Source organism: Pseudalkalibacillus sp. A8 (assembly GCF_045920555.1).
Taxonomy (GTDB): Bacteria; Bacillota; Bacilli; order Bacillales; family Fictibacillaceae; genus Pseudalkalibacillus.
Window position 1 is genome coordinate 1271729 of the sequence record NZ_CP174509.1, and the last position, 20848, is coordinate 1292576.

Sequence of the window (20848 nt, forward strand, 5' to 3'; positions counted from 1 at the left end):
GATTGCCCTGACATTTAAGTATTGGTTTTTAAGCCGATACTTTTTTTGTTTTAATAAAGCTTTCTAATGGTTTTCTAATCTTCCTTTCATTGTCTCTTAAAGTGAGCAGGTTAATCTCCTTATAGAACCATGAGGGAGGTAAAAAGAAATGAATATATTAGTGGCACCATCCGGTTTTAAAGAAAGTTTGGGAGCGGATCAAATTGCAACTAGCATGAAAAAAGGGATCTTGAATGTAATCCCCGACGCCAAGGTTACCACACTCCCACTAGTAGACGGAGGAGAAGGCTTTACGGAGACGATGGTCAATTGGACCAAAGGAGAACTGCATACAGTCGTCGTCACAGGTCCTATCCGGAAAAAAGTGGAAGCATCGATCGGCTTTCTCGGTGAAACACAAAACAGGACGGCAGTCATCGAAATGGCTTCTGCAGCAGGATTGAAACTGGTACCTAGACATCAAAGAAATCCGTTGCTTACTACTTCATATGGTGTAGGAGAACTCATAAAAGCTGCACTGGATATTGGGGCGGAGCGGATTTTGATAGGGTGTGGCGACTCTGGGATCAACGATGGGGGAATCGGCATGGCAGAGGCACTTGGAATTCGTTTCTTCGATCAAAAAATGAAACAGATTGATGTAAAAAAAGGGGCTGTAAGCCTTCAGGAAATCGATTCGATCGATTTGACGCGGTGTGACTCCCGGTTAAACAAAACTAGACTGGATGTTGCGTGCAACTGGCACAATATCCTTTGTGGAACGAACGGAGTGGCAAGAGTGTTCGGACCCCAAAAAGGAGCAACAGATCAGCAGGTCGCTTTCCTAGATGAAGGGCTCGAACACTATGCAGCCAAAATCAAGGAAACAACAGGGTATTGTGTCCGTGAAATGCCGGGCGGGGGAGCATCCGGCGGCCTCGGAACAGGTCTGCAAGCTTTGCTCGGTGCGGTCCTCCATCCCCGATTCGATCTGATCATGGATTACATGGATATCAATGAGCACCTCCAGAAGACAGACTTGGTTTTGACGGCAGAAGGCAGCATTGATTTTCAAACACCGCGTGGGAAAATTCCAGCATTAGTCGCGGCAAAAGCAAAAACATTCGGCAAACCTGTAATCGCTATAGCAGGCACCATCGGTAAGGACGCACAAGTGAATTATCACCATGGAATCGACGTGTTCACAAGTATCCTCCAATCGCCATTGAGCCTTGAAAAAGCGATGGAGAAAACCGAGGAATGGGTGATCGAAAGTACTGAAACCACCATGAGGATGCTCTCTGTGGGGTTTGAACTCGCAGCCAGCGTACCATCCTTCGTATTGAATAGGAGGGCATATCATGAATCCGGCTTTGACCCGATCAGATAGAAGAGCAAAAAGGAAAGAAATGAAATATGGCTGGCTGAACAATCTCTCTCGTTCTTGGATATTATTAGCCGGCCTAAGCGTATTCTTATTAATCCTACCTGCTGAATTGAAGCTTGATGGAAAACTGGCGATCATCACGTTCATGGTGGCGACCTATTGCTGGGTTGCGACACCCGTTCCGCCAGCGATTGTGGCTATCGGGTCCGTCTTGTTTTTAACCATGACAGGGGCTGCAGATCAGGAATTGTTGTATTCTTCCTTGTCATCAGACGTGATCTGGCTAATGATCGGGGCATTCATTGTAGGAGCGGCGATGCAAAGTACTGGGCTCGCTAGCCGGCTTGTCACCTTGTTGCTTTCAAAAGCAAATTCAGTTTCAGGACTATTCTTTTTGCTGACCATCGTGATCCAGTTGCTTACGTTTTTCATCCCTTCCACATCGGGCCGTGCATCTGTCATGTTACCAATCTATCGGGATCTGTCGAACGTGATGAAGAACCGGAAAGTGCAAAAAGGCTTGTCCATTCTGATTCCTGTCATCATTTTGATTGCCACCAGTGCTACATTGATCGGGGCTAGTTCCCATTTGATTGCCAATGACTATTTGGAAAAGTTCGGTCATGAAAGAATATCGTTTCTTACATGGATGGTGTGGGGCGTTCCATTCGTGCTCATAGCAGGATTCCTGACTTGTGGTGTCATCCAGTACATGTTTCTGGATGCTGAAACTCGACGTAAGGTGATTCCCAAGATGGAGGATCGGGAAGGTAAAAAGATAAACCTTTCCGATAAGGAGAAAGTGGTTTTATCTGTATTCAGTTTGATGGTGGTCCTTTGGATGACAGAAAAACTGCATGGCATAGAGATTGCAACGGTCATCATGGAAGGTGCATTGATACTGGTCCTGCCTAAGTTAGGGGTGCTTGATTGGAAAAAAGGAATGGAAGCGGTGTCATGGAGTCTGATCCTTTTTGTGGGTGCAGCTGTCTCGCTTGGAGAAGCCTTGATCAAAACTGGGGCTGCGGAATGGATCATGGATTCTTTGCTGATAGTGACAGAAGGTGTCTTGTTTCAAGCAGAATTCATCACTTTGCTTCTAATGTCTGTCATCAGTCTCACCTCCCATTTATACATTACTTCTCATACGATGAGAGTAGTCATCCTGGTGCCGCCTCTTTTATCAATGGCAGTGACAGAGAACATCAACGTTATTTCATTCGTTTTTCTGTTGATCGTCGGAATGAATTATTGCATCACATTTCCAGTAAGTTCTAAAGCGCTCCTCATCTTTTCAGGGGAAAAAGGCGGCTTTGAAGCAGTTGAATTACAAAAATTGAGCAAAGTGCTGTCCGTCATCTACATTGCATTGATGATTTTATTCTATTTCACCTATTGGCGTTGGACTGGACTGACTCTTTAAGGGGAATAGTTAAAATTTATATTTTGCTCTGCCGTATTAAAGGATGTTATCATCTTACTTAATATCGGTAGGAAGGATGTATACATATGTCATTGGAAAGTGTAAAAGACCATTTTAAAAAGTGGAATCGGGAAGATGATGTGATGGAGTTCGAAACATCGAGTGCCACGGTTGAAGAGGCAGCTGAAACGATCGGAGTCATGCCAGCGCAAATTGCAAAGACGCTGTCTTTCAGAGGGCCGGCAGATAAAGATATCCTGATCGTTGCGGCAGGAGATGCGAAAATCGATAACAAAAAATTCCGACAGTTCACAGGAATCAAGGCACGCATGCTCAAGCCTGATGAAGTATTGGAACAAACGGGCCATGTCGTGGGTGGCGTCTGCCCGTTCGGATTGGCAAAAGAAATGGACGTCTATCTAGATATTTCAATGAAACGGTTCGAGTCCCTTTTCCCTGCATGTGGAAGCACCAACTCTGCAATCAAACTGACACCAGAGGAGCTATTCGAGTATTCATCTGCAAAAGAGTGGGTGGATGTGTGTAAAGGGTGGGCGGAAGAACCCTCTGAGGAAACTGTTGTAGCCGAGTCATAACTGAAAAAAAGGACGCTATCCAATGTGATATGCTCCCCTTAAAGTACACAATGGTAAAATTAAAACAACCATCGTTGCTTGAGGGGAGCATTTTGTATGTCCAAAAGGTCTAAATATAGTTTAGAAGATAAATTAGAAATCGTTATGAAAGTAAATTCTGGAGATGAATCCGTTCTGACTCTATCGAAAAAGTTAGGACTCTCCACTTCAGACATATATAAATGGGTCCATTTGAAGCGGTTATGGAGAAATTGTGGGTGGAATATTGCAAGAATGAAACGGAATCATGGCGGAAGCGTCTATTAAATTATAAAAAAAGCGATAAGGAGACATACGTATGGATCCTGTTTTCATGATTGAGTATGGATTATTATTTGGAGCTTTCGGCCTTTACCAGGTCTGGGCTTTTCTGAATCGTAAATCGCTGAAAGCGAAGCTGCTGCCGATGTTCATCATCTGTGGGATAGGAATCGGTCTATCTATTTTCGTCCATTGGTACATTTTCATGTTTGTCGCTGTCATGATCGAGGCGCTACTTTTTGTAACCATGGCTGTCCTTTTAATTGAAATCTTGATAGAATTCAAGAAAGCTGAGAAGACATCACGTGTGTGGAAACTAGCCATACTCGAAATTCTTTTGATTCTCCTTTATTTCTGGGTAAGGAGAATTATTTGATCGGCACTAAGAAGGAAAAACCTGGGCGGCGTAGAATCTCTACTTAGCTTAAGTAAATTACACAAAACACCAAGGACCATAACCTCAAATAGGTATGGTCTTTTTCTCTTGTCCAGGTTGTTGGAAAATTTTCGAAAGTAAGGATGACATGCAACAAAGAACAAAAGCATTATTTGAATGTGAAGTAATGGAGAGGGAATTCAAACTGGTCGGTCAAAGCGTTACAGCCAACTTTCCGGATGCTTTTCCGCAAGTAGCCATGGATATCCGGGGTTAGTGCTACTTCCTTATTTATAGCCGAAAAGGGTAAGAATATAATAAGATGTAAAAGGTGCACTAACTCAATAGAGAGTTGTGCACCTTTTTTGAAATTATCATCAGTTTTTCTATAGGTTAGGTTTTATCATCGAGTTTGTGTTAGAGTATATCATGCTTATCAGTATAATCTTTTCTTAATGAGCCTTCAGTCAGCAGCACTTAAAAATAGTTAAAAAGAATATGATTCACCATCATCCGGCACTAATATATTAGAGGAAATTTCGTTTTTGTTAATAAAATTCTTTAACTCTTTTCTGGATAATGTCCAGTGGTTGACCGCCTCCATGTGAACAACGATAATTTTGGCGTTAGATGCAGCTTTGTAGACTTCATGGATATCCTCTTTCCCCATTACAAGAGAACCGCCTTCATGGAATTGATTGTCCCCGCCGTTTACGACAATGATTTCTGGCTTTTGCGTATCAATTTCTTTTTGGATTTCTTCATACCAAACTGTATCTCCCGCTACATATAGAGTTTTTTCATCTTTGTGTTTGAAGACCACACCACAAACTTCACCTGCAAGTTTAACGATTTCACCTCTACCGTGCTGGCCGACTGTTTTGACCAATTGGATATCCTCAAATACTGTATCTTCTGTTAAGACTTCTACATTTTGAAAACCAGCGTTTCTCACTTCTTCAGCATCTTTTTCATTTTGCACAAACATTTTTATATCTTTTGGTAATACATCCTTGGCTGCCTCGTCAAAATGATCTAAATGCAAATGAGTGACAATCACAGCATCTATATTCTTAATAATATTGTCAATTGAAGTTGGCAAATTAACTAAAGGATTATTCTGATCTTGTCTTGCTGAATCGGGGAAAGGAGGGTATGTCCCTTTCTCAGCTAACATTGGATCTATCAAAAATTTCTTGTCTGCAAATTTAACAACTATGGTCGCATTTCGGATATGTCTAATATCCATAATTAACACTCCATTTCATTGATTTACGTATAGTTTATACTATGATCACTTAACAATTACACAGATAAAATCAAGTCTTTTTCCATTTTAACTTGAATTTTGAAAGGTTTTGATTTAATGCTAGATCACACAGACATACGGATACTAGACGAGTTATTTAACAATAGTCGTATTACTATGAAAGAATTAGGAGATAAAGTTCATTTGACAGGACAAGCAGCTGCAACCAGGGTTGCCAAATTAGAAGATCATGGAGTGATTGAGGGTTATACTATTAAGGTCAACCAAGCTAAGTTAGGGTATTTTATCCATGCTTTGATTTCGATTTATACGAAAAATACGTATCATCAACCTTATCTCTCATTTATAGAAACTCAAAGGAAATATGTAATAAACAATTATAAAATTAGTGGGGATGGTTGTTATATTCTTGAGTGTAAATTTCCTTCCCATGAACAATTAGATGAGTTTTTAACCGAGTTAAACAAGCATGCAAACTATAAATTATCTATTGTTATTAGTAAATAATTCAAATTAAAAATGGGATATTTAAGAAAATGGTGAAATTGTTCTGCTCACCAGCAAGAGAATATTGATTCTTCCATATAAGCGGGCGAGAGCTGAAGATTGATGTGATCTCAAAGGAGGCAAAAATAATATGAATAACATTGTTACCAGTATTTTCGTACAAGATCAAGACAGGGCATTAGAGTTTTATTCAGAAATGCTTGGTTTTGTAAAAAAGCATGACGTTCCCGCCGGAGAATTTAGGTGGATAACGCTTGTTTCTCACGATGATCAAGACGGTACTGAGCTTTTGCTCGAACCGAATGACCATCCTGCCGCCAAAGAGTATCAAGAGAAGATATTTGCTGATGGCATCCCAGCAACAATGTTTGGCGTTGCAGATATTCGCAAAGAGTACAAGCGATTAATGAAACTCGGCGTGAACTTTATTATGGAGCCGACAGAAATGGGCAAAGTCACAGTGGCTGTCTTCGATGATACATGCGGCAATCTTATTCAAATAGCGCAGAAGTAACTTTAGTTTTTACCGTCTCCACAAGAAAAGTTGCGATCGCGAAAGATAAAGGCCGGGAATTGACGACCAGGTCGAAAGGGTGGAGTATAGCACACCGACTGTATAGGTTGAATCAATATCTTACAGGATGGTGCGGATACTTTGCCCTGATGGACACCCAAAGTGTGTTCCACGAGTTAGACAAGTGGATTCGAAGACGTTTGAGGATGGGTGTATGGAAAGACTGGAAACTATCGAAGACGCGTAAGAGGAAACTAGTAGGTTTCGGTGTGCCAAGAGGAAAGGTCTATGAATGGGCATACTCAAGGAAGTCGTATTGGCGCATTTCTGGTAGTCCAATACTCAAGAAAACCCTAGACAATTCCTATTGGAATCGCCTAGGGTTGTGTAGCTTGTATCAAAGATATCAATATTTACATCAATCTTAGAGAAACCGCCGTATACGGATCCATACGTACGATGGTGTGAGAGCTCAGGGGTTAGTCACCCCCTCCTACTCGATTAATCAACTTAGATCCCTAGACGGTCAATTTGTAAACACGAAGCCCTTTTCGCGAATAAGAACTTTTTCCCTTGATCAAGAGCGCGCACCCATGATGAAAATGTTTTTCGGGCTTCACTTTTGGTAATAAACCATTGATTTCTGTTAATTCAGGATGTCCAATCCCAAGACTGATAGCCAGCGGCATCTCATGAATATTCCCGCTTGGAGATGTCTCGGCTGTATTCAAGTCAGTATGGCATCGTACCAAATAACCCCGAGGTTGTGATAATGTTGTGAAATCCCTGCAAGTGAGCCGATTGCAATACTATGATCTCTTCCGATCACAAGTGGAAAACCGTTATTCGAAATGACCCCGGAAACCGATTCAGAAAGTGCCTTGTTCACCTCTGAGACTTTCTTTACGTTTTTTAATTGACCATCATCCAGCGTTTCGAATGCATTATTGTTTGGACGGTCAATTGTAATATCTCCAAGATCTTCAATGTGATGATCGAGCGCTTTCGTCGTTGAAAGATCCCCGCATAACGGTCGATGAAAAATCTATTTCATATAAATAACAATTTATCTACGTTAAAAGAATACGTGTGCCATAAAAACAATAATCGGTAATGTGATTAATGTTCGTTCAACAAATATGATTACCAGGTCATTAAAATTGACTGGCAGTTTGGATCCAAGCAAGAGTCCGCCCACTTCGGACATATAGATTAATTGAGTGACCGATACACAAGCAATAACAAATCGTGTTAACGGGCTTTCGATCTCACTCCCAATAACCGCCGGTAAAAACATATCGGCGAATCCGACTACCATCGTTTGAGCCGCTTCGGCTGCATAAGGAACGTTCATCAACTGAAGTAACGGTACAAACGGGGCACCGAGATACTCAAATACTGGTGTATGCTCCGCGATAATTAAGGCCACAGTTCCAATCGCCATCACAATCGGAATCACACCCATCCACATGTCGACAACATTTTTTCCGCCGCCTTTAATAACGGAAGTCCATTTTGTTTTTCTTGCCTGGGTTGTTGCTTGATTCAATCCCCATTTGAATGAGGAAATGTCACTCGGAATCTCTTCGTCAAACTGATTTTCGGCTTGTTCATAGTAGTGATTCGCCTTTTTTGACAACGGTGGGATGCGCGGGCAGATCAGAGCTGCAACAAGACCGGCTAAGACAATCGTTAAATAGTATTGGAAAAACATATGTTGCAGTTCCATTAAAGTTAGTACGACAATAGTAAATGTAATCGAGACAACAGAGAAGGTTGTCCCGATCACGGCAGCTTCTCTTTTTGTATAATAACCGTTTTCGTACTGTTTGTTTGTTAAGAGCACTCCAATGGTACCGTCTCCCAACCACGAGGCTAAACAATCGATCGAGGAACGTCCGGGCAAGGTGAAAATGGGCCTCATTATTTTTGTTAACAGCGCTCCGCACAAATCGAGTAATCCAAAGTCAAGCAACAACGGCAAAAATAATCCAGCAAATATAAACACAGCGGCAAGAACAGGAATTAGGCTATACAGGAGAAGTCCGCCCGTTGAATCAGACCAAATCCACTCCGGCCCGATTCGAAATAATATCAAGACGGCGAAAACCATTCCCAGAATTCGTGCCAATACCCAGATAGGAGTTACATCAAAAAGCCCCTTTAAAAACGGACTATTCATAATCCATGAAGGTTTAAATCGTTTTGAAGTGACAGTAACCACGGCCGTCAACGTTATGACAGCAGTCATAAAACCCGGTATTGCGGAGGCAAACGTTTCTTGTACCCAGCCTGCCAACAAAGCAACCGGAATCGTAATTTCTCCTTGAAAATTAAATGGGATCATGAACAGCATAATCCCGATTAATGACGGAATCAGAAATTTCAACAAGTCTTCCCTGCTATTACGGAATTTCATATCATCGTCTTGTGAATCATTCTGTTTCAAAATCTTTTCATACCCTGGGGCAGGCTCATTCATGTTTTAGACTCCCTTCTCCCGCTTTTTTGGAAGCGCATTCATATCCTTTTAAAAATCATTCATTATTGATGAAAAATAAGGGGGGGAAGCGTCGTTCCCCCTTTAATAAACAGCTTAATCGCTTCCAGTAATTTTCAAATCATCTCTTAGTGTAGATAACACCGTATCTGGAGTCACTTCCTGACCCTGTGCAACTTTCACTGAAGTAATATAGCCGCTAACCCCAATGGAAACCTCTACCTCTGTTTGTTCTTTTGTCTTAATTAAAAACAATGTTTCCCATTCGTATACATGAGAACTCTGATTAACAAGTACTTTTTCGACAGAACCATAATAAGGACTATAAACGGTTTGATAGATTTCCTTCACCGGCTCACCCTTCCTTCAAGAGATTTTGTTTTTCATGCAATTCTATTGACCGCTACTATACCCACCCTCTAAATCGGGAAGCTTCCGCCATTTTTCTAATTCCAATGATATAAGCAGCCAGGCGCATATCAACATGATGGTTTTGCGCTGCTGAATAAACCTTCCTGAAAGCATCTTCAATAACGTTTCGCAGCCTTGTCGAAACCTCCTCTTCGCTCCAATAGTATCCTTGATTGTTTTGCACCCATTCAAAGTAAGATACCGTCACCCCTCCGGAGCTTGCGAGAACATCTGGGACAAGAAGGATTCCCCGCTTCGATAATATTTTGGTTGCTTCAAGTGTTGTCGGGCCATTGGCGGCTTCTACCACAATTGAAGCTTTAATATTGCTGGCATTATCAATTGTAATTTGATTAGAAATCGCCGCCGGGACAAGGATGTCGCAATCTTTCTCAAGCAGTTCTTTGTTTGTGATTGTTGATTTAAACAGCTTTGTTACGGTGCCAAAACTGTCGCGACGGTCCAGTAAATATTCAATGTCAAGACCATCCGGATCATAAAGTGCACCATATGCATCAGAAATGCCAACCACCTTTGCACCTGCATCATGGATGAATTTGGCCAGGAAGCTTCCTGCATTGCCGAATCCTTGTACAACAACACGAGCATCTTGCAATTCGATTCCTTTTTTCTTTGCAGCCTCTTCGATGCAAATTGTTACCCCGCGTGCAGTTGCGGTTTCACGGCCGTGTGAACCGCCAAGGACAACCGGCTTTCCCGTGATAAATCCCGGTGAATCGAATTCGCGTATTCGGCTGTATTCATCCATCATCCACGCCATGATTTGTGAATTTGTGAATACATCAGGTGCCGGAATATCTTTTGTCGGCCCCACCACCTGACTGATCGCGCGAACGTAACCCCGACTCAGACCTTCTAGTTCTCTAAAAGACATTTCCCTCGGGTCACAGATGATTCCGCCTTTTCCCCCGCCGTATGGCAAGTCAACGAGACCGCATTTTAAACTCATCCACATCGACAAAGCTTTAACTTCTTCTTCATTTACCTCGGGGTGAAATCTGACACCACCTTTTGTGGGACCGACGGCATCGTTATGTTGAGAACGATAACCCGTAAAGATTTTAATCGAACCGTTGTCCATTCGAACCGGAATACGCACTGTCAACATTCTAAGCGGCTCTTTAAGCAGCTCGAAGCTTTCATTAGGGTAACCCAGATTGTCAAGAGCTTCCTTGATCACAGTCTGTGTTGAGTTGAAAAGGTTGAGTGATTCTTTTTCTTGATTGTGTTGTCGCTGCTCGCGATTGAGTACCGCTGCTGTTCCCATTATTCACACCTCATTTGGAATCAAAAGTAAATTCGTATTATTTGGATAAAACGTGATAAATTTTTTCTATTGCCCAATCAAGGTCTTCCTGGCTGATGACAAGTGGCGGCGCAAAACGAATGACATATTCGTGTGTTTCTTTGCAAAGCAGCCCTTCTTCTTTCAGTCTTTCACAGTAAGGGCGGGCAGGCTCGTGCAGTTCGACGCCGACAAACAACCCTTTCCCACGCACTTCTTTAATCGCAGGATTATCAATGCCTCTCAGCTTCTCCTGAAAATAGTTACCGAGTTCAAGCGAACGTTCAGCTAGTTTTTCTTCTTCAATGACTTCCAATGCGGCAACAGCTACAGCACTAGCGAGTGGATTTCCGCCAAACGTTGAACCGTGTGATCCCGGATTAAATACTCCAAGAATATCTTTGTCTGCCGCAACACAAGAAGTTGGCATCACACCGCCTCCAAGCGCTTTTCCGAGAATATACATGTCAGGCAACACGTCTTCCCAGTCACAGGCAAACATTTTCCCTGAGCGACCGAGCCCTGCTTGGATTTCATCAGCAATAAATAAAGTGTTTTGGTTATTGCACACTTCATATGCCTCTTTCAGGAAACCCTCTGGCGGCATGACAATGCCCGCTTCACCCTGGATGGGTTCGAGTAGAAATCCGGCTGTATTTGGTGTAATTGCAGCTTTTAACGCTTCGATATCACCGTAAGGGATCACTTTAATACCCGGCAGCATCGGGCCAAAGCCGCGTTTGTTATCCGGATCTGAAGACAGTGACACAGCTGTCATCGTTCTGCCGTGAAAGTTGCCTTCACAGGCGATGATTTCGGCATGCCCTTCTGCAACCCCCTTTTTTTCATATGCCCAGCGGCGTGCGGCTTTTACAGCAGTTTCAACAGCTTCCGCACCTGTGTTCATCGGAAGAACCATGTCTTTACCGGTCAGCTCCGATACCTTTTTGTAAAATGGACCAAGCTGATCATTATGAAAGGCCCGTGATGTTAAGGTGATGCGATCTGACTGGTCTTTCAATGCCTGAATAATTTTCGGGTGCCTGTGTCCCTGGTTTACAGCGGAATATGCGCTTAACATATCCATATATCTATTGCCTTCGGGATCTTTAACCCATACGCCCTCCGCTTTTGAAATAACGATCGGAAGCGGATGATAATTATTTGCTCCATATTGTGAAGTCTGTTCCATGATATCCTTTGATGTTATCGTTGCAGCCATTTTTCATTCCTCCTTGAAAATTTTTAAATCAGCCATTAATACATTTTAGAAACTGTTCGTGCTTGCATATGAAGCAACAATCGCTCCATGGTTAGTGTTTATAAGGTGTCAACAATATAATCCCTCCAGTTTTGTTCTCTCTCAATTCTTAATGCAAGTTTCATGCCAATCGAAAAACCGTTAGGGATACAGTTACCTCTTTAAAAAAGCGCAAAAAAAATTTGCGGAAATTATCAAACCATCTCAATAAACGCCAATTTATTTTGCGGTTTGATTCTGATTCTATTAAAATAAATGGAGAGGGTATATTCAAAGGGGGGGGTTCTTATGTCGCCAAATGATTTGAAAGACGTTCAGGCTCTGATCAGTATGAATGACTTATATGAAAAGCTGCTTGATGAAATCGATATTGGTGTTCACATAATAAACGAAAAAGGAAAGACGATCATTTACAACCAAAAGATGATGGAGATCGAATCCATGGCCAGTGAGGATGTACTTAATAAAGATTTGCTGGATGTCTTCATGTTCGCGGATAATCAAAACAGTACACTTGTTGAAGCCTTAAAGACGGGTAAAACCACAAAGCATAAGAAACAAACTTATTTTAATAATAAAGGTAAAGAAATCACAACCATCAACGACACCTTTCCAATAGTCAAAGACGGAGAGATTACTGGAGCGATTGAGATCGTAAAAGATGTTACACAACTGGAGCAAGTGATTAAAGAAAACGTGCTCCGTAAACAAAATACTAAATTTACGTTTGACAAAATCATCGGGCAGAGCGGGCTGATTCAGACAGTTATTGAAGAGTCAAAAAGAGCAACACGGACATCATCATCGGTACTTATTGTAGGTGAGACCGGAACAGGAAAGGAATTATTTGCGCAGAGCATTCATAATGGAAGCAACCGGTCTTCCGCTCCATTTATCTCTCAAAACTGTGCAGCCATTCCGGATAATTTAATGGAAAGCCTTTTATTTGGTACAAAAAAAGGCGCGTTTACAGGCGCATTGGACAGACCTGGCCTATTTGAACAAGCTGATGGCGGGACACTGCTGTTAGACGAAATAAACTCCTTAAATCCTTCCCTGCAAGCAAAACTATTAAGAGTAATCCAGGATAAAACAATCAGAAAGGTCGGGGATACACAAGACAAAAAGGTAGATGTCCGAATTATCGCAACCATTAATGAGGATCCGATTGATGCCGTTGCAAATGAACGGCTGAGAAGGGATTTATACTACCGCCTTAGCGTTGTAACCTTGTTTATACCGCCTCTTCGTGAGAGAAAAGAAGACCTTTGGTTTCTGACTCAAAGTTTTATAGAAAAATATAATGCTTTGTTTCAAATGAATGTGAAGGGAATCAGCGAAGGAGTAAATCATCTGCTTAACCAACATGATTGGCCGGGAAATGTAAGAGAACTGGAGCATACGATTGAAGGCGCGATGAACCTGATTATGGATAAAGAAACAATTACTGTCGAAAACCTTCCCGTAAGATTCCGTAAAAGATATCAGAAGAATGATGAGCTGTTTCCACAAAAGGACTTTGAAGATCTCGCTGGAAGCAATCACTCCTCAAAAACATTACGCGACAAAGTCGCAGAAGTGGAAAAGTTTTATATCCAACAAATTCTAGCAGAAAACAGCAACAATATTTCACAAGCTGCAAAAATTCTTGGCATCAGTAGACAAAGCTTGCAATACCGACTAAAAAAATTTAATTTGTAATTCTTTTTAGAAATACCTCTTTAAAAAGCTGGTCCGGCATTGGGCCAGCTTAAGCATGTTTTAAAAATCAAAGTTGTCCGCATCACGCCGAGCAGTTTGATCTACATTTATAGCGGATAGCGCCAGACCAAACGTGACCTATCAGTATGATGCAAACGGTAATCCACCAATTGTACCCTTTGATGGGAAAAAAGAGACCGAAATCACGAGTACGTCCATAACGAGTTTAGTTATTAAAGAATAGGGCCAGATTGTAGAGCAGCAACACCTTTCAAGAAAATTGGATATTTGTGTTAAAATTCAGATGAAAGTCAAAATGAAATTGGAGGAATAATTATGAAACCTATTAGCATACCTGACCTTTCAACAAGACCTTATAATCTAACAGTAGAACGTATAATGGAAATACCCCCAAATGTGCTTTTCCAAGCATGGACAAACCAGTTTGACCGTTGGTTCGCGGTACCTGGGAGCGTAATTATGCAGGGAGAAGTAAACACAGCCTTCTTTTTTGAAACTGAATTTGAAGATAAACGTCATCCTCATTACGGACGATTTCTGAAGCTTGAGCAAGACCGTCTCGTCAAAATAACGTGGGTAACTGGCGCCAGGGGAACAAAGGGAGCTGAGACCGTTGTTACAGTTGAACTTGAACAATACGGCAATGGCACCCAAATACGTCTCACACACGCAGGGTTTCCAGATGAGGAATCAAAGGACCAGCATGAACAGGCATGGCCGTTAGTGCTTGAACAGCTAGACAGGTGTTTGATAGAACAGTCCCGAGGGTAGACTTCGAGCTACAACCATTGAAGTAAACTGAAATACTGTGTTATTTAAAAGAAAAAAGATAGTAAAGATAGATATTAGACAACCTACTGATTACAGGTTTTCCTGTTCCTAATCTATTCCTCAATTCGGCTTCGAATATAGATGTTTTGCTTCAAAATAGAGAACTTGAATGAATTTTTTCGTATTGATTCGAGTTGGGGAGGATGCTGATTTTGAATTATGCTTTAAATCTGTCATCTTTTTCCTGACACTTGTAAAGTCAAAGAATTTGGAAGAGTAGCTTTCAAACCTCAGATTAGAAAAATCTGTTAGTCCAAGAGAGGCCAAATGATTCAAGGACTGGTATATCGCTCTGCGCACCCGTTGTTCAGATGCTTTGATTTCTTTTTTTAATTCCTGCTCTGTTTGTGATGAGCCAAGTTTTCGTTCAGCAATGTTCAGAAAAATCTCTTTAAGGGGCGGAAATCCTTTTTCAAGCATATGATCCTGTACATATCGATCTAAATAATCCAGTATATCAAGTAAATCTTTATTGGAAGCAGAAACAAGCAGGAAAAAACCCCGTGTTTTCGGCTTCCAATATCGAAGGTCTCAAGAATGCAGAATGCTGGGAAGCAGATGAGCAGCCAGCATTAAAAAAGGAGGCAAAAAAAACGCTATCAAGCAATTTGGGGAAGACATTCAGAATGTTCCGGTCGTTGAATTGAACATAGCATTACTTCTAATAGCTTACTAATATAAAATTCCTTTACACGAATCTGACTATTCCCTTTTGTGTTTCAACCATAAAACAAACACGAAAATATTGTGGCTTGAGTACGTTGTTTATATGTTCGTCATCGATATAATTTTCTTAATAGATAAAATAGTTGAACAAATTATTCGTTTCCCTTTCCAGGGTAACAGGAAAAAAACAAAATAAGAAGGTGTGGTGATCTTGGAAGCCATAAGCAAGCGCTTCTTCTTGTATCTCTCCAACAAAAGGTTTTGAATCATTCTCTAAACGTTGGGGAACAGGATTCGGGGCCGATAAGATTATAGGAGGAGAAACGTTCTCGTAGGCAATTCCATTGATTCCTCAATTGAACCGTGAGGGATTTCAGGTTACAGTCGATAACTTGGGTGAATTGGTCAATTCTGTCGAATTTGCACGAGAACATGCTATAGAGTGCATCCAAGGCATTCGATTGATCGTACATCATCAGCTGAATACTGAAATGTCTGTGAAACTGACATCATTAGGCTTGGATATCTGCCATGACATCGTTATGGAAAATAAACACGGTAACCATATGGAAGACTCTTCTAGAAGCGATGCCATCCTTGAGGTTTATAAAGCATTACGGTAGAAGTACGAAAATATGGGAACTGTAATCCAATCCTATCTCTACAGGTCTGAAGAGGATATCGATATCAGTGATAAACCAACTGGTTCGGTGATTAATTAACAACTATTTGGTGGTTCTCGTGGTTCTGGTACAAACGATAAAACAGGTTCTGTATTTAACATGATTCGTTAGACAAGTCCTCGTATTATAAAAAGAAATCTTTGCTACAACTACAGAAATTGCATATCCATTTATGGATGCAGATTAATTTAAGAAAATATTCGCTGTGGTCTGCTTCACGAAGGTGAATGATTTCGATGACTACAAGAAAAGTGAAACGATTATCTTGGAAAGGAGGGAAATTACCGTGTGGATCATTACGGTTCATTCAAATAACAACATTAAAATGTTTGAGTTTTACAGTAAAAAAGAAGCAAAAGAGAAATTCACGAAAATCAAAGGATGTAAAATCCTGACCGAAGTGATTTATTATTAAAAATTAATACAAGGTGGTCAGACCTTATCTACGCACATTAAAAGAGGCTGGCTCAAAAGGCCGTTAATCACGACCTTTTATACGTACAATTCAAGCGATGCGAACAAAGATCAGGCACTGACCATGATGAAAGAAGTCCAAGAAAAGCTGGCTTCACTTTCATCTATTGCAGCTGTTGCCGAGCACAAAAAGATCATTACCAATATTGAAGGAAAATACGCAGAGCTTTCAAAAACTTCAACTGATGCCTTCAACAATGGCAACAAGGCGGAAATCAAGCACCAAAGCATTAGAATTTCTAGCTTCTTGATGCAGTGGAAAAAGCAGCACAAACTGGAGAACGCCATTTATAAAACCCTTTAGGATTTATGTTGGTACGAGGCAGGTGCGATGGATTATTGCTGATAAGACAGGAGCATCCTTCAGGATTTGATGACTTTATTGATTTAGTCGTTCCTATTTTACAAGAAAATGAATGTTTTATCTTCTATCGATAAAGCCTTTGCAATTAACATTGAATTGAGGCATTTTCATGGATATAAAGAACGCCCTTCTTAATCGAAAAGATTCCAAATGATAAGGTCATATTAAAAAAACGGGTGCTTTTTTCTTCAAAAATAAACGATCTTCTACAATCGGGGCGTAATCTAAAAGGATTACGCCTCTTTCTATGAAGGCAAGATTCTCCAATTAGGACTGAAACTTTACCTGGTTTATAATCGTAAATAAATAGGAAAGGTACAGAAATTTAGTATTCTAACAAGGGATAATGCTTGAGTTTTGAAGAGGTGTTTGGGTGGAAAATAACGGAGAAATTCCTAAAGTAAAAAGAGAACGATTATGGCATAAAGAACTTAAGAATAATCCTGTTGGGAATATGAGAGATGCTTCTAACAGAGCAAACGGTAGTAACCTTGCTGATTTGGTTGGTAATTTAGGTTTGAAAGGTACAGGATTATTAATAATTATATTGATCCTGATTTTTTTAACTGTCTCGTTATTTAGTTAAAGGGGGGTCTAAGTGGAAACAAGAAAACTCCACTATTTAATTGCTTGTATATCGTATCCTATAACAATAATACATTTTATTTTTGGTAATTATACAAATGAAAAGTTAATATCAGGTATAGCATTTTTTACAGTTGCTACTCTTATTTATGTGGGGTTTACTTATCTATTTTTTAAAAGTGAAACTGGTAAGAGGGTGGTAGTATCGGGATTACTGCTGGCTTCTATTGTCTTTATTTTTCTAGCTTTCCAAACAGTGTAAGGGGTTATTACTTAACTAATGGTGCTTTTGTTCAATAAGTCATTGTGATGATCTTCAACAAACGGGCACTTTAATTGGATAAAAAGAAGGGGCCGTCTGATAAGTCCTAAAATAAAACAAGACCAAGTAGCGTTTTTCGTCCTACTTGGCCTTGTTTTTGTCTTTTCTTGGAAAGTATCCATTCTTAGACCAGCTACTTTCAGTAGGTTATGGGCTAATGCTACAATCCCGAATTCGACGTGAACTTTGTCGAGACCCCGCAAAGAAAATCTGCGGAACGACCGATTGCCCTTGATGTGACCAAAAACGCTTTCGACCTCAACTTTACGTTGAGCGTATTTTACCACGTTTTCTTCACTTTCAAGGGCTGCCTTCGCTTTCACTTTCATTTCTTCGAAAATCGGATTCCAATGAACTTGACGGTTGCCTTTCGCCTTCGTACATTTCGGCATCAATGGTCATCCCGTACAATCCTCGCATTCATAAATCTTTAAGTTCTGTTCGTAGCCAGAGGCATTCTTGCGTGTTTGATATTTTTGAAAAGAGACAGACCCTGTAATCCTGGGTGGAAACTGTCTTTTTATGTTATTTGAGACTTTATAAGGTGCCCATATCCGCCATCTGATCTAGCTCCAAGGGCAAAAAAGCATACTCTCCGTCCTTAATAATCTCACATTTACGAACTGGAATAGGATGTTTGAAAATCGGCCCATCTACTACTGTGGTATGGAACTCTCCACCTTCTCCGCAGGGGTCAATACCTCGAGCTTCGAGCTCCTTCACGTATTCATGGGTTAACGTTCGCCCTAAATCGTCTTCTCGCATTCCTAATGATAAATTAACAGTTACAATTATGGTTACAAATCCTAGATTAATGAACTCTTTGACAGCTTCACGATGATTCATTTCCCATAAAGGCATCCCAAGCTTTAATCCAGCATTCTTCGAAACCTTTTCATGCCAACAGCCATGAGCAGGCATGTCCAGGTCTCCAGTTACCAACACTTCTGCTCCTTGATTTTTTGCTTTTTCTAAAAGGTGCATAAATACTTTTTCATAATCTGTCCAACTTGCAGCTGCAGCATATACGGGCAAACCTATAGATTCAGCTTGGGCACGTATAAGTTCCGGAGGCATTCCGTGAGATCTGGAACGATTCCCTTCTTCCTCTAGCATGACGACCAGTCCAACCGCTTCTCCAACTTTTACTGCTTTATATAGAGCTAAGACACTATCCTTTCCTCCGCTAAAAGAAGTTATAAATTTATGCCCGCGAGCACCATTTTTCCAATCCATTAATTCAGCCATTCATTTCTTTCCCCTTTATTCTACTGGCTTTTTCACGATGTCTATTATTAGCCAATTTCAAATATTATATATGAGGTTTCATAGTTCTTTTTGTTTAATTCTATCACGATTGGACCCTACAGATAAGATATTACTGCATCCTGATACAAAAAAGAACTTGAAATACTAAGAATGAATAAAAGAGATGTTCATCTCAAAGAAACTACTTCATTGTCAACAGTGAAAAGATGAGTCATTACGTTAAAGGAGGCTTTACTTGAAGTCACTACACAGTAGTCATCTGAACGATCTTCCATTAAGCAATTGCTGAATAAGCACTTGAACCATACATACATAAGAACTGGGCAGGTTAATTGAACAAGTTTTAAATTGAATAGTTTAAAGTTATAGAGGCATTTCTTTATGAGGAATGTTTTTTATTTTTTCTAAAATTATAAAGGATATTTATTTAACAATAATAATATAATGAAAGTGAATAATTATTTATTGTAAAACGATAAATTATGTGTTAAATTTAAATCGAAATAAAGAAGCGAGGTGCTTTTTATGAAACGAGGAACACTCTTTTTAAAGGTGGTTGTTTTTCTTCTTGCAATTCCGATTCTTGCAATGTGCATATTTTTGTTGCCATGGATCGCCAGTGATGTATCAGAAAATAATTGGGAGTTTGCATATTTGGTATATCCAGTCTTGATATGTATGTATGCATCGGCGATTCCATTTTTCATCGCATTGTATCAGGCGTTCCGATTGCTGAGCTATATTGACAAGAACAAAGCGTTCTCGGAATTGTCTGTAAGAGCTTTGAGGAATATCAAATTCTGTGCAATCACTATCAGTGTCTTGTATCTGGTCAGCATGCCATTCTTCTATCTTATAGGGGAGAAAGACGATGCCCCAGGCGTCATCGTAATCGGAATGGTTCTTACGTTTGCGCCAATGGTGGTTGCTGTCTTTGCTGCTGTTCTCCAAAGGCTTTTACAAGAAGCCATAGATATAAAATCAGAAAATGATTTAACGGTCTGAGGTGAATAACATGGCGATTATTATCAATATTGATGTAATGCTGGCTAAAAGGAAAATGAGCGTGACAGAGCTTTCGGAGAGGGTTGGAATAACGATGGCTAATCTTTCCATATTGAAAAATGGGAAGGCAAAAGCAATTCGATTTTCAACCTTAGAGGCAATCTGTAAAGCATTAGAGTGTCAGCCTGGTGATATTTTAGAATATAAAAGTGAGAAAGACGATCAAGTTTAGTTGGAGGCAAAATCATGAGAGCGTTAAAACAACTCTTTCGTTTTGGTTGGGAGCAAGCCCTATCCTGTTTGTTTCCCGTAGTTATTTTTGCCTCTTTGGCAATTACACAAATCATGCCACTTCCCTTCCTGCCACGGTATGATTGGCTGCTCATCATCTGCCTTCTGATGCAGTGGTGGATGGTACGTTTTGGACTTGAAACGTGGGATGAACTAAAGGTTATCACATTGTTTCACCTTATTGGGCTTGCTCTTGAACTATTCAAGGTGCATATGGGTTCCTGGTCTTATCCGGAGGAAGGATATTCCAAATTATTCGGAGTGCCTTTGTATAGTGGATTCATGTACGCAAGTGTAGCGAGTTATCTTTGCCAGGCGTGGAGGAGGTTGAAGGTTCAATTGGTTAAGTGGCCGCCATTTTGGATAGTTGTATCTCTTGCAGCTGCAATTTATTTGAATTTTTTTACTCATCATTATTGGATTGATGTTCGTTGGTGGTTATCTGGACTTGTAATCATCGTCTTTTGGCAATCATGGGTCACATATGCGGTTAATGGAAGTCGTTACCGAATGCCTCTTGCACTTGCTTTTGTGCTCATAGGATTTTTTATATGGATAGCCGAAAATATCGCAACATTCTTTGGAGCTTGGGAATACCCAAATCAAACAGAGGCATGGAGTCTCGTACATCTAGGAAAGGTAACTTCATGGCTCTTATTAGTGATTGTTAGCTTTCTTATAGTGGCGACGTTAAAGCAAATCAAGGGAAGAAGCTCCACCAGGATGGGTGCCAGTCAATTTTTTTAGACTTGCATTATTTTATGAACGATGTTTAAAATCCTGTAATATAAAATAAATTGACAGAT

General features: G+C 40.5%; 28 protein-coding genes and 1 pseudogene. 19 read left to right on the forward strand and 10 right to left on the reverse strand.

Translation table 11 applies throughout. From position 1 onward, the window contains the following. Window positions 1-148 precede the first annotated feature (148 nt). The 6 genes from ACJROX_RS06635 (at window position 149) to ACJROX_RS06660 (ending at window position 4338) form a co-directional block, all read left to right on the forward strand. The gene (locus ACJROX_RS06635) at window positions 149-1369 is read left to right on the forward strand and encodes a glycerate kinase (protein ID WP_408009966.1); all 1221 of its coding nucleotides are present in this window, start codon (window positions 149-151) and stop codon (window positions 1367-1369) included. Continuing rightward, window positions 1341-2789, forward strand: coding sequence for an SLC13 family permease (locus ACJROX_RS06640; RefSeq protein WP_408009967.1), 1449 nt, complete (start codon window positions 1341-1343; stop codon window positions 2787-2789). Before ACJROX_RS06635 ends, ACJROX_RS06640 begins: the two co-directional genes overlap by 29 nt. An 86-nt stretch (window positions 2790-2875) precedes the next feature. Further along, window positions 2876-3385 carry a YbaK/EbsC family protein gene (locus ACJROX_RS06645; protein ID WP_408009968.1) on the forward strand — a complete coding sequence of 170 codons (510 nt, stop codon included), beginning with the start codon at window positions 2876-2878 and terminating at the stop codon, window positions 3383-3385. 96 nt (window positions 3386-3481) lie between these two features. Beyond that, a complete protein-coding gene (locus ACJROX_RS06650) occupies window positions 3482-3691 on the forward strand; it encodes a transposase (RefSeq protein ID WP_408009969.1) in 210 nt (69 codons plus the stop codon). Between the two features lie 31 nt (window positions 3692-3722). Next, entirely contained in the window at window positions 3723-4061 is a 339-nt protein-coding gene (locus ACJROX_RS06655; RefSeq protein ID WP_408009970.1) for a hypothetical protein, read from the forward strand. Window positions 4062-4209: 148 nt separating this feature from the next. After that, window positions 4210-4338, forward strand: coding sequence for a hypothetical protein (locus ACJROX_RS06660; protein ID WP_408009971.1), 129 nt, complete (start codon window positions 4210-4212; stop codon window positions 4336-4338). Window positions 4339-4548: 210 nt separating this feature from the next. Here ACJROX_RS06660 and ACJROX_RS06665 read toward each other — a convergent pair whose 3' ends face one another. After that, window positions 4549-5310 (reverse strand): MBL fold metallo-hydrolase, encoded by a 762-nt coding sequence (locus ACJROX_RS06665; RefSeq protein WP_408009972.1) that lies wholly within the window; start codon window positions 5308-5310, stop codon window positions 4549-4551. 117 nt (window positions 5311-5427) lie between these two features. On the opposite strand from ACJROX_RS06665, the gene ACJROX_RS06670 reads away from it, so the two are divergent. The 3 genes from ACJROX_RS06670 to ACJROX_RS06680 all read left to right on the forward strand — a co-directional run bounded on the left by ACJROX_RS06670 (window position 5428) and on the right by ACJROX_RS06680 (window position 6780). Then, a complete protein-coding gene (locus tag ACJROX_RS06670) occupies window positions 5428-5838 on the forward strand; it encodes an Lrp/AsnC family transcriptional regulator (protein WP_408009973.1) in 411 nt (136 codons plus the stop codon). Window positions 5839-5968: 130 nt separating this feature from the next. Next, window positions 5969-6352 carry a VOC family protein gene (locus tag ACJROX_RS06675; protein ID WP_408009974.1) on the forward strand — a complete coding sequence of 128 codons (384 nt, stop codon included), beginning with the start codon at window positions 5969-5971 and terminating at the stop codon, window positions 6350-6352. Continuing rightward, a complete protein-coding gene (locus ACJROX_RS06680; protein ID WP_408009975.1) occupies window positions 6319-6780 on the forward strand; it encodes a group II intron maturase-specific domain-containing protein in 462 nt (153 codons plus the stop codon). The genes ACJROX_RS06675 and ACJROX_RS06680 overlap by 34 nt, the downstream gene beginning before the upstream one ends. Window positions 6781-6870: 90 nt before the next feature. Here ACJROX_RS06680 and ACJROX_RS06685 read toward each other — a convergent pair whose 3' ends face one another. From ACJROX_RS06685 to ACJROX_RS06710, 6 genes are all read right to left on the reverse strand, one after another. Then, window positions 6871-7083, reverse strand: coding sequence for a hypothetical protein (locus ACJROX_RS06685; RefSeq protein WP_408009976.1), 213 nt, complete (start codon window positions 7081-7083; stop codon window positions 6871-6873). Further along, window positions 7080-7397: an arginase family protein gene (locus ACJROX_RS06690; RefSeq protein WP_408011596.1), complete on the reverse strand. Its 318-nt coding sequence runs from the start codon at window positions 7395-7397 to the stop codon at window positions 7080-7082. Before ACJROX_RS06690 ends, ACJROX_RS06685 begins: the two co-directional genes overlap by 4 nt. Before the next feature lie 30 nt (window positions 7398-7427). Continuing rightward, window positions 7428-8771: a YjiH family protein gene (locus ACJROX_RS06695; RefSeq protein ID WP_408011597.1), complete on the reverse strand. Its 1344-nt coding sequence runs from the start codon at window positions 8769-8771 to the stop codon at window positions 7428-7430. Window positions 8772-8948: 177 nt separating this feature from the next. After that, window positions 8949-9203 (reverse strand): biotin/lipoyl-binding protein, encoded by a 255-nt coding sequence (locus tag ACJROX_RS06700; RefSeq protein ID WP_408009977.1) that lies wholly within the window; start codon window positions 9201-9203, stop codon window positions 8949-8951. A gap of 55 nt (window positions 9204-9258) precedes the next feature. Continuing rightward, on the reverse strand, window positions 9259-10551 hold the full coding sequence (locus ACJROX_RS06705; protein WP_408009978.1) for a Glu/Leu/Phe/Val family dehydrogenase: 1293 nt from the start codon (window positions 10549-10551) through the stop codon (window positions 9259-9261). A 37-nt stretch (window positions 10552-10588) separates the two neighbouring features. Then, window positions 10589-11791 (reverse strand): ornithine--oxo-acid transaminase, encoded by a 1203-nt coding sequence (locus ACJROX_RS06710; protein WP_408009979.1) that lies wholly within the window; start codon window positions 11789-11791, stop codon window positions 10589-10591. A 327-nt stretch (window positions 11792-12118) separates the two neighbouring features. Here ACJROX_RS06710 and ACJROX_RS06715 point away from each other — a divergent pair, with 327 nt between their 5' ends. Together ACJROX_RS06715 and ACJROX_RS06720 are read left to right on the forward strand one after the other, a co-directional pair. Continuing rightward, window positions 12119-13531 carry a sigma-54 interaction domain-containing protein gene (locus tag ACJROX_RS06715; RefSeq protein WP_408009980.1) on the forward strand — a complete coding sequence of 471 codons (1413 nt, stop codon included), beginning with the start codon at window positions 12119-12121 and terminating at the stop codon, window positions 13529-13531. A 333-nt stretch (window positions 13532-13864) separates the two neighbouring features. Next, entirely contained in the window at window positions 13865-14323 is a 459-nt protein-coding gene (locus tag ACJROX_RS06720; RefSeq protein WP_408011598.1) for an SRPBCC family protein, read from the forward strand. A gap of 120 nt (window positions 14324-14443) precedes the next feature. Here the strand turns inward: ACJROX_RS06720 and ACJROX_RS06725 are convergent. Continuing rightward, window positions 14444-14863, reverse strand: a pseudogene (locus tag ACJROX_RS06725) (DNA-binding domain-containing protein); the annotation flags it as partial. A gap of 530 nt (window positions 14864-15393) precedes the next feature. Between ACJROX_RS06725 and ACJROX_RS06730 the strand changes: the two are divergent. The 5 genes from ACJROX_RS06730 to ACJROX_RS06750 all read left to right on the forward strand — a co-directional run bounded on the left by ACJROX_RS06730 (window position 15394) and on the right by ACJROX_RS06750 (window position 17417). Then, window positions 15394-15672, forward strand: a complete 279-nt coding sequence (locus ACJROX_RS06730; RefSeq protein WP_408009981.1) for a hypothetical protein — start codon at window positions 15394-15396, stop codon at window positions 15670-15672. Window positions 15673-16018: 346 nt separating this feature from the next. After that, complete coding sequence (locus ACJROX_RS06735; protein WP_408009982.1) at window positions 16019-16147, forward strand: hypothetical protein; 129 nt, start codon at window positions 16019-16021, stop codon at window positions 16145-16147. Between the two features lie 123 nt (window positions 16148-16270). Further along, window positions 16271-16510, forward strand: coding sequence for a hypothetical protein (locus ACJROX_RS06740; protein ID WP_408009983.1), 240 nt, complete (start codon window positions 16271-16273; stop codon window positions 16508-16510). 433 nt (window positions 16511-16943) lie between these two features. Beyond that, a complete protein-coding gene (locus tag ACJROX_RS06745; protein ID WP_408009984.1) occupies window positions 16944-17156 on the forward strand; it encodes a DUF6366 family protein in 213 nt (70 codons plus the stop codon). 12 nt (window positions 17157-17168) lie between these two features. Continuing rightward, the gene (locus ACJROX_RS06750) at window positions 17169-17417 is read left to right on the forward strand and encodes a hypothetical protein (protein ID WP_408009985.1); all 249 of its coding nucleotides are present in this window, start codon (window positions 17169-17171) and stop codon (window positions 17415-17417) included. Between the two features lie 11 nt (window positions 17418-17428). Here the strand turns inward: ACJROX_RS06750 and ACJROX_RS06755 are convergent, their stop codons facing one another. Both ACJROX_RS06755 and ACJROX_RS06760 read right to left on the reverse strand, forming a co-directional pair. Further along, window positions 17429-17869, reverse strand: a complete 441-nt coding sequence (locus tag ACJROX_RS06755) for a transposase (protein WP_408009986.1) — start codon at window positions 17867-17869, stop codon at window positions 17429-17431. Window positions 17870-18014: 145 nt separating this feature from the next. Further along, window positions 18015-18725 (reverse strand): diphthine--ammonia ligase, encoded by a 711-nt coding sequence (locus ACJROX_RS06760; RefSeq protein ID WP_408009987.1) that lies wholly within the window; start codon window positions 18723-18725, stop codon window positions 18015-18017. Between the two features lie 546 nt (window positions 18726-19271). Here ACJROX_RS06760 and ACJROX_RS06765 point away from each other — a divergent pair. From ACJROX_RS06765 to ACJROX_RS06775, 3 genes are read left to right on the forward strand one after another with little or no spacing between them, the layout of a single operon-like run. Next, window positions 19272-19751 carry a DUF2975 domain-containing protein gene (locus tag ACJROX_RS06765; protein WP_408009988.1) on the forward strand — a complete coding sequence of 160 codons (480 nt, stop codon included), beginning with the start codon at window positions 19272-19274 and terminating at the stop codon, window positions 19749-19751. Window positions 19752-19761: 10 nt separating this feature from the next. Beyond that, complete coding sequence (locus ACJROX_RS06770; protein WP_408009989.1) at window positions 19762-19983, forward strand: helix-turn-helix domain-containing protein; 222 nt, start codon at window positions 19762-19764, stop codon at window positions 19981-19983. 14 nt (window positions 19984-19997) lie between these two features. Continuing rightward, entirely contained in the window at window positions 19998-20789 is a 792-nt protein-coding gene (locus tag ACJROX_RS06775) for a DUF817 domain-containing protein (protein ID WP_408009990.1), read from the forward strand. The last annotated feature ends 59 nt before the right edge of the window (window positions 20790-20848 follow it).